Source organism: Kribbella sp. NPDC050459 (assembly GCF_040655315.1).
In the GTDB taxonomy this organism is placed as follows: Bacteria; Actinomycetota; Actinomycetes; order Propionibacteriales; family Kribbellaceae; genus Kribbella.
Map to the genome: position 1 here is coordinate 42,524 of NZ_JBFAJQ010000013.1, position 15,038 is coordinate 57,561.

Genomic DNA, 15,038 nt, shown 5'->3' on the forward strand with positions numbered 1-15,038 from the left:
GGGAGGGCTTAGGCTCCTGAGTTGTGACTCATGACCACAGCTACGTCGAGGACTTTGCTTCCGGCGCCAACGTCCTGCCCCCGCGCGCCTGGCTGGACGACGACTCCGGGCGGCTGCCGCTGTCGGGTGACTGGAGTTTCCGGCTGTCCCCGACCGTGGCGGACGCGCCGGACGACCTGAAGGACCCGGACACCTCCGGCTGGGACACGCTCGCGGTCCCGGGCCACTGGCAGCTGAACGGGTACGGCGCGCCGGCGTACACGAACATCGTCTACCCGTTCCCGCTCGAGCCGCCGTACGTGCCGACCGAGAACCCGACCGGCGACTACGTCCGGACCGTGACGGTGCCGGCGGACTTCGCGGGCGCCAAGGTCGTGCTGCGGTTCGAGGGCGTGGACTCGCGGTTCGCGGTGTACGTGAACGGCGAGTGGGTCGGCTGGTCGTCCGGCTCCCGGCTGGCGTCGGAGTTCGACGTCACCGACCTGGTTGCCCCGGGCAAGGAAGCGCGGATCGCGGTGCGGGTGCACCAGTGGTCGACCGGTTCGTACGTCGAGGACCAGGACATGTGGTGGCTGTCCGGGATCTTCCGCGAGGTCAACCTGCTCGCGCTGCGCCCGGACGCGCCGACCGACGTCTTCGTCAAGGCCGCGTGGGACCACGTCGACGGCGCCGGCACGCTGCTCGTCGAGTCCGACGTACCGGGCACCGTGACCGTCCCCGAGCTCGGGCTGGAGCTGCCGACCGGCGAGCACACCCGGGTGCAGGGCGTGCAGCCGTGGAGCGCCGAGGCGCCGCGGCTGTACGACGCCGTACTGCGGACCGCGGGCGGCGAGGTGCGGCTGCGGATCGGGTTCCGGACGGTCGCGATCGTCGACGGGATCTTCACGGTCAACGGCAACCGGGTGCTGTTCAACGGCGTCAACCGGCACGAGTTCCACCCCGACCGGGGTCGCTCGCTGACCGAGCAGGACATGCTGGACGACGTCCTGATCATGAAGCGGGCCGGGATCAACGCGGTCCGGACCAGCCACTACCCGCCGCACCCGCACTTCCTGTCGCTGTGCGACGAGTACGGGTTGTACGTCATCGACGAGTGCGACCTGGAGACCCACGGGTTCGGGTACGAGCCGCAGCCGCCGAAGCTGCCGAACCCGGTGATGGACGAGCGCTTCCGCGACGACCTGGTCGACCGGATGCGGCGCACCGTGCACCGGGACAAGAACCACCCGTCGATCGTGATCTGGTCGCTCGGCAACGAGTGCGGCATGGGTGACAACCTCAAGGCGATGTACGACCTGGTCAAGGAGCTCGACCCGTCGCGGCCGGTGCACTACGAGCGCGACACCGAGGCTGAGTGGGTCGACATCTACTCACGGATGTACACCTCGCCCGAGGGCTGCGCGGAGATCGGCGCGGACAGCTCGCTCTACCGCGGGATCCCCTTCATCCTGTGCGAGTACGGCCACGCGATGGGCAACGGTCCGGGCGGGCTCGTCGACTACCGCGAGGTGTTCGAGAAGTACCCGCGCTGCCAGGGCGGGTTCATCTGGGAGTTCATCGACCACGGGTTGCGGACCACCATCGACGGGCGTGAGGTCTACGCGTACGGCGGGGACTTCGGCGAGACGATCCACGACGGCAACTTCGTCTGCGACGGCCTGCTGTTCCCGGACCGGACGCCGTCGCCGGGTATGCACGAGTACATCAAGGTGATCGAGCCGCTGCGTATCGTTGCCGACGGCAACCGGGTGTCGATCAGCAATCGCTACGAGGTCCTCGACACCGGTCACCTGACCTTCCGCTACGCGGTGGAGACCGAGGGTTCGCAGGTGGACTCCGGGACGCTGACGGTTCCGGTGATCGCGGCCGGGGAGACCGTCACGGTCGATCTGCCGTCGGTGGATGCCTCGAAGCCCGAGACCTGGGTGACGGTCACCGCTGAGCTCAGCGAGGCGACGTCCTGGGCCGATGCAGGACACCGCATCGCTTGGGGCCAGATTCGCCTGGACGAGCCGGCTGCTGCCGATGGCGTGGTCAGCGGTGCACCGGCCGTCGGTGACGCCGGTATTGCTGGGATCAGCGTGGCCGGCGTGCAGAACGCTCGGCTGGATGTTTGGCGGGCGCCGATCGACAACGACGCGATTCCGGGGGTCGCGGCGGGCTGGCGTGAGGACGGGCTGCACCGGGTGCAGCACCGCGTCGTGTCGCAGGGCGAGCGCGACGGTGCCTGGGAGGTCGTCACTCGGACCGCGCCGCCGGCGCTGCAGTGGGGTCTGCGCAGCACCTGGCGCTGGACCGCTGTGGACGGCGGAGTTGTTCTGGAGCTGAGCGTCGTACCGGAAGGGCTGTTCCCGGAGGTGCTGCCGCGGCTCGGCATCACGTTCGAGCTGCCGAAGGTCCAGCAGGTCGAGTGGTTCGGCACCGGCCCCAACGAGGCGTACGTCGACACGCGCGAAGCTGCCGCGGTGGGCAAGTACGCCGCCACGGTCGCCGAGCTGCAGACGCCGTACGTCCGCCCCCAGGAGAACGGCCACCGCATCGACACCCGCTGGGCCCAGCTCGACGGCTTGCGGATCGAGGCCGTCGACCAGCTCTTCGGCCTCACCGTCCGCGACTGGACGTCGGCCGACCTGGAGAACGCGAAGCACACCGCGGACCTGGTCCCGGGCGACACCACCTACGTCACCCTCGACCTCGCCCAGACCGGCGTCGGCACCGCCGCCTGCGGCCCCGCCCTCCCGGACCGCGACAAGCTCAAGACGGCCCCGGCCGCACTGACCCTCCGCTTCACCACCGCCTGAGCGGACCTGAGGCACTCACCAACCGGTTGATCCCACGCTCATCACCAACCCGGTCGCGCCCCGACGACCGGGTTGGTGAGTGCCTCACGTCCGCTTTCAGATCGCCCCGGGAGCGGCGGTCGGTAGGCCAGCCTCCGCCGCCGCAGCCAGCAGGCGCTTGTCGTAAGTCACCAACGCCGTGAGGGGGATGCCTTCGAGCACGAGCGTCTGGGCGCTCGCGAGGTGGATGGCGTCCAGCGTGCGGAGCATCGGGTCCGGATACGCGGCTGCAGTCGCGAGCACGGTGTCGTCGATGGGCACGCGGTTCAGCTTGGCCAGGATCGTCGGTACCGCCACAAGGCGGCCGGGGTCGGCCCTGAGGAGCGCACGGGGCACCTCGGTCGTCACCAGCGACGAGGCGACCAGGGTCTTGTCGTGCTCGCCGGCCAACCAGGCGTGGAGAGCCCCGGTCTCCTTCTCCGGCCGGATCAGCTTGACGATCGCGGCGGAGTCCAGGTAGATCACAGGCGCTCCTCGCGCAGGTCGGAGACGACGTCCGTGGAGTCGATCGTCACGTCGGTCGGCCCCGTCGGCAGGGCAAATGGCGTCGGATCGCTCGCCGGGATCAGCCGACCTCGGCGCACCAGCTCCGCAACCGTGGACTCGGCAGCGTCGATCGGCACGATGCGCGCCGCGGGGCGGCCGCTGACGGTGATCTCGAGAGTCTCGCCACTGGCGACCCGCGCCAGTACGGCGCTGGTGTGTTGGTTGAGCTCGCGTACGGGGATGCTGTCCATGCGGACCAGTGTAGAACGTTATGTTCTACACCAGCCCGTCAGATCGCGATGGTGGGGCGGGGGTGCTGGCGGGTGGTTGAGGGGCGGTAGTCGGTCCAGGCTGATTTCAGGCGGTGGACTGCTTCGGTGAGGTCGGTGGGGCGGGCTCTGAAGTGGAGGCGGATGTAGGGGTCGCCCGCGCCGGTGACGTCGAGGCCCGCGCCGGGCAGCACTGCCAGGCCGTGGCGGAGGGCCGTTTGGGCGAAGGAGACGCCGTCGCCGTGCGGGAGGCGGACCCAGAGGCACTGGCCGCCGGCCACGGTCGGGATCTCCCAGGTGGGGAGCGCCTCGGTGAGCAGACCGTACAGGTGGTCGTGTCCTGCCTTGAGTGTGCGAGAGAGGTCAGGGCCGTCCAGGAGCGGGAGTAGGTGTACGGCGGCCAGCTGGCTGGGGACGTTGCCGCCCAGGTCGCGAACAGCGCGGAGCCGGGCCAGCCGGTTGATCAGCGGGGGCGCCGCGCGGATCCAGCCGATCCGCAGCCCGCCCCAGATGCTCTTGCTGAGCGAGCCGATCGAGATCACCGAGTCGCCGTACGCCGCCATCGGCACGGGCTGCTCCGCACCGGGAAACCCGAGGTCGGCCGGCACCTCGTCCTCGATCACCGGGATCCCGGCGCCGGCCACCCGCTGCCGCGCGAGCGTGGACATCACCGCGCCGGTCGGGTTCTGGTACGTCGGGATGACGTAGGCGAGCGCCGGACGCCGCTCCCGCACCGCCGCCTCGATGCCCTCGAGTCCCACCGGTAATCCGCGCAGGACGGCGCCCTCCTCACGGAACACCTCCAGCGCGCCCGGGTACGTCGGCGCCTCGACGAGCACCTGGTCACCGGGCGACAACAGGGCATGTGCGAGCAGCGAGAGCGCCTGTTGACCGCCATTGGTCACAAGGATCTGCTCGTACGCCGTGGGTACGCCGCGAGCCGTGTAGCGGTCCGCGAGCGCGGCACGGAGCTCCGGGTGGCCGTACGGGTAGTAGCCGATGTCGTCGGTGATCCGGCCGAGCTCCGGCGCGATCGCGGCGAACGCGTCCGCGAGCTGCGGCGGCGGATCACCCGGCGCGGCACAGACGGCGAGCAGTACGTCGTCGTCGCGCGCCTCCAACGAGTCCAGGAAGATCGGATCGACCGGTGCGTCCTCGGCCGGTACGTCCGACGGAACGCCGGCGACACGGGTCCCGCTGCCCTGGCGGCGGGCGATCCGTCCCTCGGCCCGGAGCAGGTCGTACGCGGCGACCACCGTCGTACGCCCGACCGCGAGGGCTCCGGCCAGCGTGCGGTCGGGCGGGAGCAGCACGCCCGGCGGCAGCTCGCCGTCGTCGATCAGCTGCCGCAGGCGGGCCGCGAGCAGCACGTAGAGCGGGCCGCGGCCGGACGACCAGCGGCCCAACCGGTCAACCACCTCGATTGGTCTCATCCGCGAACCAATTCTGCCGGATTGGCTCTGGGGTGACCAGCCGTCGCCCAGAACGATGGCGGTATGGCCACTTTCCCGCGCAACGAGATCATGTCCCTGACCGCGTCGAAACCCCGGCACGACCTCGGTGAGAGCTACGGGCCGGACCTCCGGCTCGCGGACCTGCTCACCCCGGAGTTGGCCGACCTCGAACTCGGCTACGGCACCGCCGCCGGAGGCCTTCAGCTCCGGACGGCGATCGCGGACCGGCACGGCGTACGGCCGGAGGACGTGGTGATCACCGTCGGCGGCATGCACGGGATCTTCCTGCTCGCGTACCTGCTGGCGGATCAGGGTGGTCAGGTCGTCACGACCGCGCCGGAGTTCCCGATGACCCGGAACGCGTTCGAGACGGTCGGGGCGTCGGTGCGGGTTGTTCCGCTGAGCTTCGACGACGGCTATCGGGTGACTGCGGGCGCCGTACGTGCGCAGCTGACGCCCGAGACCAGGCTGGTCAGCCTGGCGACGCCGCAGAACCCGTCCGGCGTCGCCGTTCCGCGGGAGACCCTGAGCGAGATTGCCGACGCGATGAGTGAGGTCTGCCCGGAGGCGTACCTGATGGTCGACGAGACGTACCGCACCGCGTCGTACGGCGATGATCCGGTGGCGGGCACGGCACTCGGACTGGGGCCGAAGGTGGTGTCCGTGGCGTCGTTGTCCAAGTGCCACGGGGCGGCCGGGTTGCGGATCGGATGGGTGATCAGCACGGACGCAGGGCTCGTCGAGCGGCTGACGACGGCGAAGTTCAGCACGGTTGTCTCCGCGTCTCCGGTGGCGGAGGCGCTCGCGGTGCGGGTCTTCGAGCAGGAGCCCCGCATCCTCGCCGAGCGCAGGACCTGGCTCGAGCAGAACCTCCTGATCACCCAGGACTGGGTGCAGGCGAACGGTGACGTTGTGGAGTGGGTTCGTCCCTCTGCCGGGGCTTTGTGCGTGGTTCGGTTGCGGCCGCAGGTGGACCTGGCCGAGTTCCGGCGTACGGCGGGTGAGCTGGGGGTGCGGCTGGCGGACGGAGACTGGTTCGGGGATGAGCCGCGGGTCTTCCGGCTCGGGTTCGGGTTCTTGCCGCAGGAGGAGCTCAAGGCGGCGCTGGATGCGCTGCGCGAGGCTGTCCACGCCGCCCACTAGGCTTGCGGTGTGCCGGAGGTTCATGACCCGTTGACCGATCCTGCACCGGCGCACGATGTGCGCGCGGTGTTGCGCATCCGGGCGTTCCGGCGGCTGTGGATCGCGTTCGGGCTGTCGAGCCTCGGGGACTGGATCGGGCTGCTGGCGCTGACCGCGATGGCGAAGTCGTTCGCGGGCGACGACTACCAGCTGGCGAACTTCGCGATCGGCGGGGTGCTGTTCCTGCGGGTGCTGCCGGCGCTCGTGATGGGTCCGGTGGCCGGCTGGATCGCGGACCGGCTCGACCGGCGCTGGACGATGATCGTCGGCGACCTGGTCCGGGCCGCGTTCTTCGTGACGATCCCGCTCGTCGGCACGCTCACCTGGCTGCTCGTCGCGACCGTGCTGATCGAGATCGTCAGCCTGATCTGGGGCCCGGCCAAGGACGCCAGCGTGCCGAACCTGGTGCCCCGGCACCGGCTCGAGGCGGCCAACCAGCTCAGCCTGATCACGACGTACGGCTCGGCCCTCCCGGCCGCGGTGATCTTCACCGCGATCACGCTGGTCACCCGCTGGGCCGGGGACTTCTCGATCGACCTGGCCGTCTACGTGAACGCGGCGACCTTCGTGATCTCGGCGTTCGCGATCGTGTCGGTCGCCGAGATCGGCCGCGCGGTGCACGAGCACGACGAGCACCCGACGCTGTGGCGGACCATGGTCGAGGGCTGGTCCTACGTCACCGGCACGCCGGTGGTCCGTGGTCTGGTGGTCGGTATCTCCGGGGCGTTCGCGGCGGGCGCGGTCGTGATCGGACTCGGCCGGACGTACGTCGAGGACCTCGGCGCCGGCGACCCCGGGTACGGCCTGCTCTTCGGGGCCGTGTTCGGCGGGCTGGCGCTCGGGATGGGGTTCGCGCCGCGGATCTTCTCCGGGCTGTCCCGGCGCCGGTTGTTCGCGGCCGGGCTGGTCGGCTCGGGGATCTGCCTGGCCGGGCTGGCGCTGATCCAGCAGATCGAGATCGCCACGATGATCGCGATCCTGCTCGGGTTCTGCGCCGGCGGCTCGTGGGTCTCGGGGTACACACTGCTCGGGCTCGAGGTGCCGGACGCGGTCCGCGGGCGGACGTTCGCGTTCGTGCAGTCGGCGGTCCGGACGGTGCTCGCGGTCACGCTGGCGATCGCGCCGTTCGCCGCGGGCGCGATCGGCCGGCAGACCTGGACGATCGCCGGCCGTTCGGTGACGTACAACGGCGCCTCGATGACGATGGTCGCGGCCGCGATCCTGGCCGGCGTGATCGGCCTGCTCGCCTGGCGGCAGATGGACGACCGCCCCGGGGTGCCGTTCTGGCGCGATGTGCGGCGCAGCTTCGGCAAGACCCGTGGCGACTATCCGACGACCGGTCTGTTCATCGCGCTCGAAGGCGGCGACGGCGCCGGCAAGTCGACCCAGTCCGCGCTGCTGGTGAAGTGGCTGGAGGAGCAGGGCCAGCAGGTCCTGCTCACCCGGGAGCCCGGCGCGACCGAGATCGGCAAGACCCTGCGCCAGATCGTCCTCGACCCGGCGACCGGCGACATCTCGCACCGCACCGAGGCCCTGCTGTACGCCGCGGACAAGGCGGAGCACGTCGACTCGGTGATCAAACCCGCGCTGAAGGCCGGCGCGGTCGTGATCACCGACCGGTACGTCGACTCCGCGCTGGCCTACCAGGGCTCCGGGCGGGACCTGGACCTGTCCGACGTCGAGCGGGTGAACCGTTGGGCGACCAACGATCTGCGGCCGAACCTCACCGTCCTGCTCGACATGCCACCGAAGGGCGGTCTCGGCCGGTTCACGGAGCGGGACCGGATCGAGGCGCAGGCCGACGACTTCCACGAGCGGGTGCGGAACGCGTTCCTCGAGTTGGCCGCGGCCGAGCCGCAGCACTACCTGGTCCTCGACGCGACGCAGGACCGCGAGGCCATCGCGCAACAGATCCGCGCCCGACTGGAACCGATGCTGCCGAAGGTGGGCCTATGAGTGTTTGGGACGACCTGGTCGGGCAGGAGCCCGCGGTCGCCGTACTGCGCAAGGCCGTCGGAGGCGCCGCCGCCGTACTGCGGGGCGAGACGGGCGCCGCGGTCGCCGGGATGACCCACGCCTGGCTGATCACCGGCCCGCCGGGATCCGGCCGGTCGAACGCGGGCCGGGCGTTCGCGGCCGCGTTGCAGTGCGCCAACGAGGGCTGCGGCGAGTGCAACGAGTGCCGTACGGCGCTCACCGGCGCGCATCCAGACGTGTCGCTGATCCGCACCGAGCTGCTGTCGATCCGGGTCAGCGAGGTGCGCGAGCTGGTCCGCCGGGCGGCGATGAGCCCGACGCAGGGCCGGTGGCAGGTGATGGTCGTCGAGGACGCGGACCGGCTGACCGAGCAGGCCGCGGACGCGCTGCTGAAGAGCATCGAGGAGCCGGCGCCGCGGACCGTGTGGGTGCTGTGCGCGCCGACCGTCGAGGACGTCGTACCGACGATCCGGTCGCGCTGCCGCCTGCTGGTGCTGCGGACGCCGCCGGTCGCCGCGATCGCGGAGATGCTGAGCGCGAAGGTGGGCGTGGACGCGGACCTGGCCTGGTTCGCGGCGCGGGCCGCGCAGGGGCACATCGGCCGGGCGCGGGCGCTGGCCCGCGACGAGGCGGTGCGCGAGCGGCGGAACAAGGTGCTCGAGGTGCCGTTCGCGCTGCGTGACCTCGGCGCCTGCCTGAAGGCGGCGCAGCGGCTGGTCGAGGCGGCCAAGGAAGAGGCCAAGGCCAGCGCCGAGAAGGTCGACGAGAAAGAACGGGCCGCGCTCGAGCAGGCGCTCGGGGTCGGGACGAAGGGCGCCCGGCCGCGGGAGGCGAACGCGGCGCTGAAGGAGCTCGAGGACCAGCAGAAAGCCCGCGCCAAACGGTGGGAGCGGGATGTGCTCGACCGATCACTGGTCGACCTGATGGCCCTCTACCGGGACGTCCTCGTGGTGCAGACCGGCGCCGGCAGCGAGCTGATCAACGCCGAGCTGCGGCGCAACATCGAACAGTTGAGCCAGCGGACGACGGCCGAGCAGACGGTCCGCCGGATCGAGGCGATCGCGACGAGCCGCGAGGCGATCGAGGCGAACGTGGCGCCGCTGGTCGCGCTCGAGGCGATGACGGTCTCGCTGTTCGAAGGCCGCAGCGACGGCTTCACGATCCCGCGGCGCCTGGCGCGCTGAGGCGTGAATCACCTCGTCCGATAACTGGGCGGACGGTGTAACACCGAGACCAGCGGGTCCGATGACTGGGTGTCCGAGCTGAGCAGACCGCTCGGCGCCCTGTCGAAACGGAAGCCCATGACCCAGCCGTCCTCCCCGATTCAGCCGGCACGGCCGTCGTTGCCGTCGGCCGAGTCCTGGCTGGAGGGCGTCCCGGCACCGAAGGGCCGCCAGGACGGGTACGCCGTCGCCGCGTTCGCGACCAGCCTGCCCGGGCTGGTGCCGATCGCGGTCGTGCTGGCCGGTGTCGCGCTGCGGCGGATCAAGCGCGCCGGCGGGCAGGGGAAACGGCTCGCGTACGGCGCCCTGGTGGTGTCACTGTGCTGGGTGATCGCGATCGGCGTCGCGGTCGCGCTCAACCTGATCGGCGAGCACCGGCGCGGCATCGGTCGGACCGTGGCGATCTCGCAGGTCGCCGTCGGCCGGTGCTTCGACGCCGACCTGGAAGCCAAGGCCCTCCGGCTGGTCCGGATCGCCGACTGCGCCGCGGCGCACACCGGCGAGGCGTACGCGAAGGTGCAGGCGGCGCTCGTCGGCCTGTCCACCGGCCAGACCGGGACGGTCGCCACGCAGCAGTGCGCGGGCGCGTTCCGGGAGTTCGTCGGGAAGCCCTACGAGCAGTCCGAGCTGGACATGTACTACGTCGTGCTGGAAGACCGCGCTGTTGCTAGTGGCAACGTCCTGTGTCTGGTCGGGATGCCCGGGACCCGTCTGACGGGTACGATGCGCGGATCACAGCGGTAGTGCCTGCGGGGGATCAGTGGGGGTAGCAGCGTGACTCAGCCACCGTACGGCCAGGAGCCGGAACGGCCACAGGACCGGCCGCACGATCCGACCCGGGTGTTCCCGACCTACGGGCGCCCGGGCGAGACGTCCGGCGCGGCCAATGGTGCGTCCGGTGCGCACGGCGGTGCTGCCGGTGCGGCCGGTGCTGGCGGCGCGCAGGGCGGGGAGCCGTGGGCGACGCCTGGTCAGCAGCAATCGCCGTACGACCAGAGCGGGTACGGGCAGGCGGGCGGCGGGCAGAGCGGGTACGGGCAGTCGTCGTACGGGCCGGCGCAGGGTGGGCAGGCGTACGGGCAGTACGGGCAGGCGTCGGGTGGGCAGACCGGATACGGGCAGCAGGGGTCGGCTTACGGGGCCGGTTATGGGCCGGGGCAGTATCCGTCGGCGTACGGGCAGGCTCCGGGACCGTACGGGTACGGCTACGGGTACGGCGGCTACGGGTACAGCGGTTCGGGTGGGACGAACGGGCTGGCGACCGCCTCGCTCGTCACCGGGCTCGGCGGGCTCGTCGTCGGGCTGGCCGCGCCAGTGGCGATCGGACTCGGCATCGCGGCGCTGGTGCAGATCAAACGGCGCGGGCAAGAAGGCAAGGGCATGGCGATCGCCGGCCTCGTGATCGGGTCGCTGGTGACGATCGGGTACGTGCTGCTGTTCGGGCTTGTGATCGCGTTCGGCTCGTCGTCCGACGACGACTACGGCACGCCCGACCCGGTGCCGTCGTACTCGAACGACCCGATCGTCACGGTCGACGACCTGGCCGTCGGCGAGTGCTTCGACGACGCCGGCCGCGACGAGGACGAGGTCATCCGCCAGCCGTGCACCACCGACCACGACGGCGAGATCATCGGCAACGCCACCCTCCCCGACGGCCCGTGGCCCGGCGAGGACGGCATCGACAAGGCCGCCGACCGCGCCTGCACGCCCCTGTTCACCAACTACGTCGGCAAGCCCCCGTCGGCCTCCGAACTCGAACCGTACTTCTGGACCCCCACCAAGCAACTCTGGAACGACGAGGACAGACTGGTCGTCTGCGCCGCCTACGGCCCCGACGACGAACCCCTCACCAAAACCGTCAAGAACAGCCACCGCTAGGAGTACGGGCTGGAGTACGGCGAGCCCACGCGTGCTACGCGAGCGCTTCCTTCGTCGCTCCGCTCCTCAACGCACCCGCTCCGCGCGCTCCTACCCACCCCGGGCTACCGCCCGGAGCATCAACTCCCGGCTACGCCGGCGAATCCCGGCTACGCCGGCGAGTTGCGGCTGGCGCCGCGGGTTGCCGGCTGTCGCCGACTTGTTGCGAGCTGCCGCTCGCGTGCGAGTACAAGCCCGCCGCCCCTCGGCAGCTCAACCGTGGCGGTGGGAGCGGTGGTTCGCTCCGCGGTGGGGTTGAGCGTGGCGGCGGAAGCTGTGGTTTCGCCCCGGCGGGGTCAACGGTGACGGCGAGAGCCGTGGCTCGCCGGCCGGTCAACGGCAGGTGGGAGCGCGTGAAGCGGCCGTGTGGGGCGCCCGGGTGACTGGTGGGAAGTACTCTGACGGCGTGGGTATGGTGATGGCGGTGTCGTTCGAGCGGTATGGGCGGCTTTACTACCTTGATCCGGGTGAACTGCGGCCCCGGGTGGGGGACAAGGTGTTGGTGCCTACCGACGACGGGCCTGAGGTTGCGGAGTGTGTGTGGGCGCCGCAGTACGTGACCGAGGACGTCGGCGGGCTGCCGTTGTGCGCCGGGATCGCGACCGGTGACGACCTGGATCGGGACGAGAAGAACCGGCAGCGGCGGGCGGACGCGCGGGTGATTGCGAAGCGGACGATCCGGGAGCACGGGCTGCCGATGAAGGTGGTCGGGATCGATTTCGTCGACCGGCGGCCGGATGTGGACCAGCTCGTGATCGTCTATTTCTCCGCGCCGCACCGGGTGGATTTCCGTGAGTTGGTGCGGGATCTGGCCCGTGCGCTGCGGGCGCGGATCGAGCTGCGGCAGGTCGGTGCGCGCGACGAGGCGCGGTTGCAGGGCGGGATCGGGCCGTGCGGGCGGGACCTGTGCTGTGCGACGTTCCTGAAGGATTTCGAGCCGGTCAGCGTGCGGATGGCGAAGGACCAGGACCTGCCGCTGAACCCGTTGAAGATCTCCGGCGCCTGCGGCCGGTTGATGTGCTGCCTGAAGTACGAGCACCCGCTGTACCAGGAGTTCAACGCGAAGGCGCCCGCGGTCGGGTCCGCGGTGGAGACCCCCGCGGGTGATGGAGTGGTGGTCGGGCACAACGTGCCGAGCGACACGGTCGTCGTGCGGCTGGCGGCGTCGGGACGGCGGTGCGCGTGCAGCCGGGCGGACGTCTGCTCGCCGCGGCAGCAGTACGAAGCCTCCGGTACGACGACCCCGGACGCACCACCCGCCGTACCGGAAACCCCGGAAACCCCGGAAATGCCGCAAACGAGGGAAACGCCGGAAACGAAGGAAACGCCGGCGCCGCCACACGACGTAACCGAAGAGCGCGCCGAGTCCCGTGCGGAGCGGCGGGCGCGCAAACCACGCCGGCGGCGCCGCCTGCACCATGACGACGAGGGAGATTCCGCGCAGTGAGATTCCGCAGGTCGACCGTACTGGTGGCAAGTCTTGCGGTGCTCGCGAGCGGATGTGGGGTCGCGAGCCGCGCGCAGGACGCCGGCGACGGTACGGCGCCTGGTGTCGGCAGCAACCCGCCCAGCGGGCCGGTAGGGCCGATCCCGGCCGGGCTGGACAAGTACTACCAGCAGAAGCCGGACTGGGAGCGCTGCGGTTCGAACCAGCAGTGCGCGACCATCGAGGTCCCGCTGGACTACACCAAGCCCACAGGTCAGACGATCGAGCTGCGGGCCCGGAAGGTGCTGGCCCGGGACCGCGGCGGCCGGCTCGGCACGCTGTTCATCAACCCGGGCGGCCCCGGCGCCTCGGGGCAGGAGTTCGCGGCGCAGGTGCCGATGCTGTTCGGGTCGTCGCTGCTGCGGAAGTTCGACATCATCGGCTGGGACCCGCGCGGCGTCGGCGAGTCCACGCCGGTGCGGTGCCTGGACACCGCCCAGCTGGACGCGATGATCGCCGCGGACGGCAGCCCGGACGACGCCGCCGAGATCGCCGACCTGGACAAGCAGGCGAAGGCCTTCGCGGCCGGTTGTGAGCAGCGCTCCGGCCAGCTGCTCCCGCATGTGAACACCAAGGACGCGGCCCGCGACATCGACGTACTGCGCGGCATCGTCGGCGACCCCCAGCTCTACTATCTCGGCATGTCGTACGGCACCTATCTCGGTGCGACGTACGCCGAGCTGTTCCCGAAGAACGTCGGCCGGATGGTGCTGGACGGCGCCGTCGACCCGGCGATCACGTCCGCGCAGATGGGGATGGCGCAGGCGAAGGGCTTCGACAAGGCGCTGGACGCCTTCGCCGAGGACTGTGCGCAGCGCTCCTGCAAGCTCGGCAGCAGCAAGAACGAGGTGCTGGCGAAGATCGACCAGCTGATCAAGGCCAGCGACGCGAACCCGCTCCCCGGCGACGGACAGCGGCAGGTCACGCAGGCCTTGGTCATCCTCGGCCTGGTCTACCCGCTGTACCTGAAGGACTTCTGGCCGCGGCTCGAGGACGCCGTCGCCGACGGTCTCGCCGGGAACGGGGCGCGGCTGCTCGCGCTCGCCGACGAGTACACGGATCGCAAGCCGTCCGGGTACGCCGACAACTCGAACGAGGTGCAGATCGCGGTCAACTGCTCGGACCGGCCGGATGCCGCGTCGATCGCGCAGTTGCAGGCGGAGGTGCCGGAGTTCAAGGCGGCGTCGCCGCGGTTCGGTGAGTTCCTCGCCTGGTCATCGGTGGCCTGCATCAACTGGCCGGTGAAGCCGACGGACAAGCCGCACCAGATCAAGGCGGCCGGCGCGAAGCCGATCATGGTCCTCGGGACGACGCGCGACCCGGCCACGCCGTACGAGTGGGCGGTCGGGCTGGCACACCAGCTCGAGAGCGGCATCCTGGTCACGCGTGACGGCGACGGCCATACGGCGTACCTGTCCGGCAACGCCTGCGTGAAGAACGTCGTCGAGAGCTACCTCGTACAGGGCAACACACCCGCCGCCGACATCAAGTGTTAGGGCGTGTCTCCCGGCCTAGTTCGGGCGGTTGTCGCCGTCGGCCACCGGGAGTTTGATGGTTTCGGTGGCGTGCTGGAGGATGGCGCGCAGGCCGGCCTCGTCCTGCGGGCGGCCGCCGACGGTGATCTCGACGGCTGACGTCTTGCCGTTGTCGAGCGAGATCCAGCGTGACAGGCCCATCCGGGGGCCGCGACTCTTGTCGGTGTAGGTGTAGATCAGCGTGCCGTTGTCCCGACTGATCACCGTCAGGCCGGGCTGGTCGATGCTGCGCTCACGGCTCGCGACCTGCTGGTCCGGCGACTGCTTGCTGCCCCGGGTGTCGAACCGGAGCTGCCAGACACCGGTCGAGTCGAGGAACTTCGGCCGGGTGCCGTCCTGGGCGCTCTTCCAGCCGGCCGGGACCTCGGCGGACACCGGGTCGCCGTCGGTGCCGAAGTTCTGCACGACGTACTGCAGTCCGTCGGCCTGGAGGCCGTCGCCGCGGCTCGGCGTGCCGGAGGGCGTCGGACTCACGAACCCCACGGGCGTGTCGTGGGCGGTGAACGGGTTTCCACCGTTCACGGCGACGACCGTTCCGAACACCGCTACGCCGACGGTCATTCCCGCCAGCGTCATCAGCAGCGCCTGGTGCCTGGGCGTGAGCATCCCGACCTCGCTTCCCTCTCTCCGGCCCGATTATCCCTGACGAGAGGGGCGTCTCCGCAAACT

General features: G+C 70.7%; 12 protein-coding genes. 8 read left to right on the forward strand and 4 right to left on the reverse strand.

The window, feature by feature from the left end; all coding sequences use genetic code 11:
* Window positions 1-23 precede the first annotated feature (23 nt).
* Window positions 24-2,801, forward strand: coding sequence for a glycoside hydrolase family 2 TIM barrel-domain containing protein (locus AB0I12_RS32670; RefSeq protein ID WP_359936944.1), 2,778 nt, complete (start codon window positions 24-26; stop codon window positions 2,799-2,801).
* 96 nt (window positions 2,802-2,897) lie between these two features.
* Here the strand turns inward: AB0I12_RS32670 and AB0I12_RS32675 are convergent, their stop codons facing one another.
* Genes AB0I12_RS32675 through AB0I12_RS32685 form a run of 3 tightly spaced genes read right to left on the reverse strand, consistent with a single transcriptional unit; the run spans window position 2,898 to window position 5,028 of the window.
* A complete protein-coding gene (locus tag AB0I12_RS32675) occupies window positions 2,898-3,305 on the reverse strand; it encodes a type II toxin-antitoxin system VapC family toxin (RefSeq protein WP_359936947.1) in 408 nt (135 codons plus the stop codon).
* On the reverse strand, window positions 3,302-3,577 hold the full coding sequence (locus tag AB0I12_RS32680; protein ID WP_359936949.1) for a type II toxin-antitoxin system prevent-host-death family antitoxin: 276 nt from the start codon (window positions 3,575-3,577) through the stop codon (window positions 3,302-3,304). The genes AB0I12_RS32675 and AB0I12_RS32680 overlap by 4 nt, the downstream gene beginning before the upstream one ends.
* Window positions 3,578-3,615: 38 nt before the next feature.
* Entirely contained in the window at window positions 3,616-5,028 is a 1,413-nt protein-coding gene (locus AB0I12_RS32685) for a PLP-dependent aminotransferase family protein (protein ID WP_359936952.1), read from the reverse strand.
* 63 nt (window positions 5,029-5,091) lie between these two features.
* On the opposite strand from AB0I12_RS32685, the gene AB0I12_RS32690 reads away from it, so the two are divergent.
* The 7 genes from AB0I12_RS32690 to AB0I12_RS32720 all read left to right on the forward strand — a co-directional run bounded on the left by AB0I12_RS32690 (window position 5,092) and on the right by AB0I12_RS32720 (window position 14,330).
* Entirely contained in the window at window positions 5,092-6,192 is a 1,101-nt protein-coding gene (locus tag AB0I12_RS32690) for a pyridoxal phosphate-dependent aminotransferase (RefSeq protein WP_359936955.1), read from the forward strand.
* A 9-nt stretch (window positions 6,193-6,201) separates the two neighbouring features.
* On the forward strand, window positions 6,202-8,187 hold the full coding sequence (gene tmk, locus AB0I12_RS32695; protein ID WP_359936958.1) for a dTMP kinase: 1,986 nt from the start codon (window positions 6,202-6,204) through the stop codon (window positions 8,185-8,187).
* Window positions 8,184-9,392, forward strand: coding sequence for a DNA polymerase III subunit delta' (locus tag AB0I12_RS32700; RefSeq protein ID WP_359936961.1), 1,209 nt, complete (start codon window positions 8,184-8,186; stop codon window positions 9,390-9,392). The genes tmk and AB0I12_RS32700 overlap by 4 nt, the downstream gene beginning before the upstream one ends.
* 117 nt (window positions 9,393-9,509) lie before the next feature.
* Entirely contained in the window at window positions 9,510-10,175 is a 666-nt protein-coding gene (locus AB0I12_RS32705; RefSeq protein WP_359936963.1) for a DUF4190 domain-containing protein, read from the forward strand.
* Between the two features lie 30 nt (window positions 10,176-10,205).
* Entirely contained in the window at window positions 10,206-11,309 is a 1,104-nt protein-coding gene (locus AB0I12_RS32710) for a DUF4190 domain-containing protein (protein WP_359936966.1), read from the forward strand.
* Between the two features lie 451 nt (window positions 11,310-11,760).
* Complete coding sequence (gene ricT / locus AB0I12_RS32715) at window positions 11,761-12,795, forward strand: regulatory iron-sulfur-containing complex subunit RicT (RefSeq protein WP_359937483.1); 1,035 nt, start codon at window positions 11,761-11,763, stop codon at window positions 12,793-12,795.
* A complete protein-coding gene (locus AB0I12_RS32720) occupies window positions 12,792-14,330 on the forward strand; it encodes an alpha/beta hydrolase (protein ID WP_359936969.1) in 1,539 nt (512 codons plus the stop codon). The genes ricT and AB0I12_RS32720 overlap by 4 nt, the downstream gene beginning before the upstream one ends.
* 15 nt (window positions 14,331-14,345) lie before the next feature.
* Here AB0I12_RS32720 and AB0I12_RS32725 read toward each other — a convergent pair whose 3' ends face one another.
* Window positions 14,346-14,975, reverse strand: coding sequence for a hypothetical protein (locus tag AB0I12_RS32725; RefSeq protein WP_359936972.1), 630 nt, complete (start codon window positions 14,973-14,975; stop codon window positions 14,346-14,348).
* Window positions 14,976-15,038 lie beyond the last annotated feature (63 nt).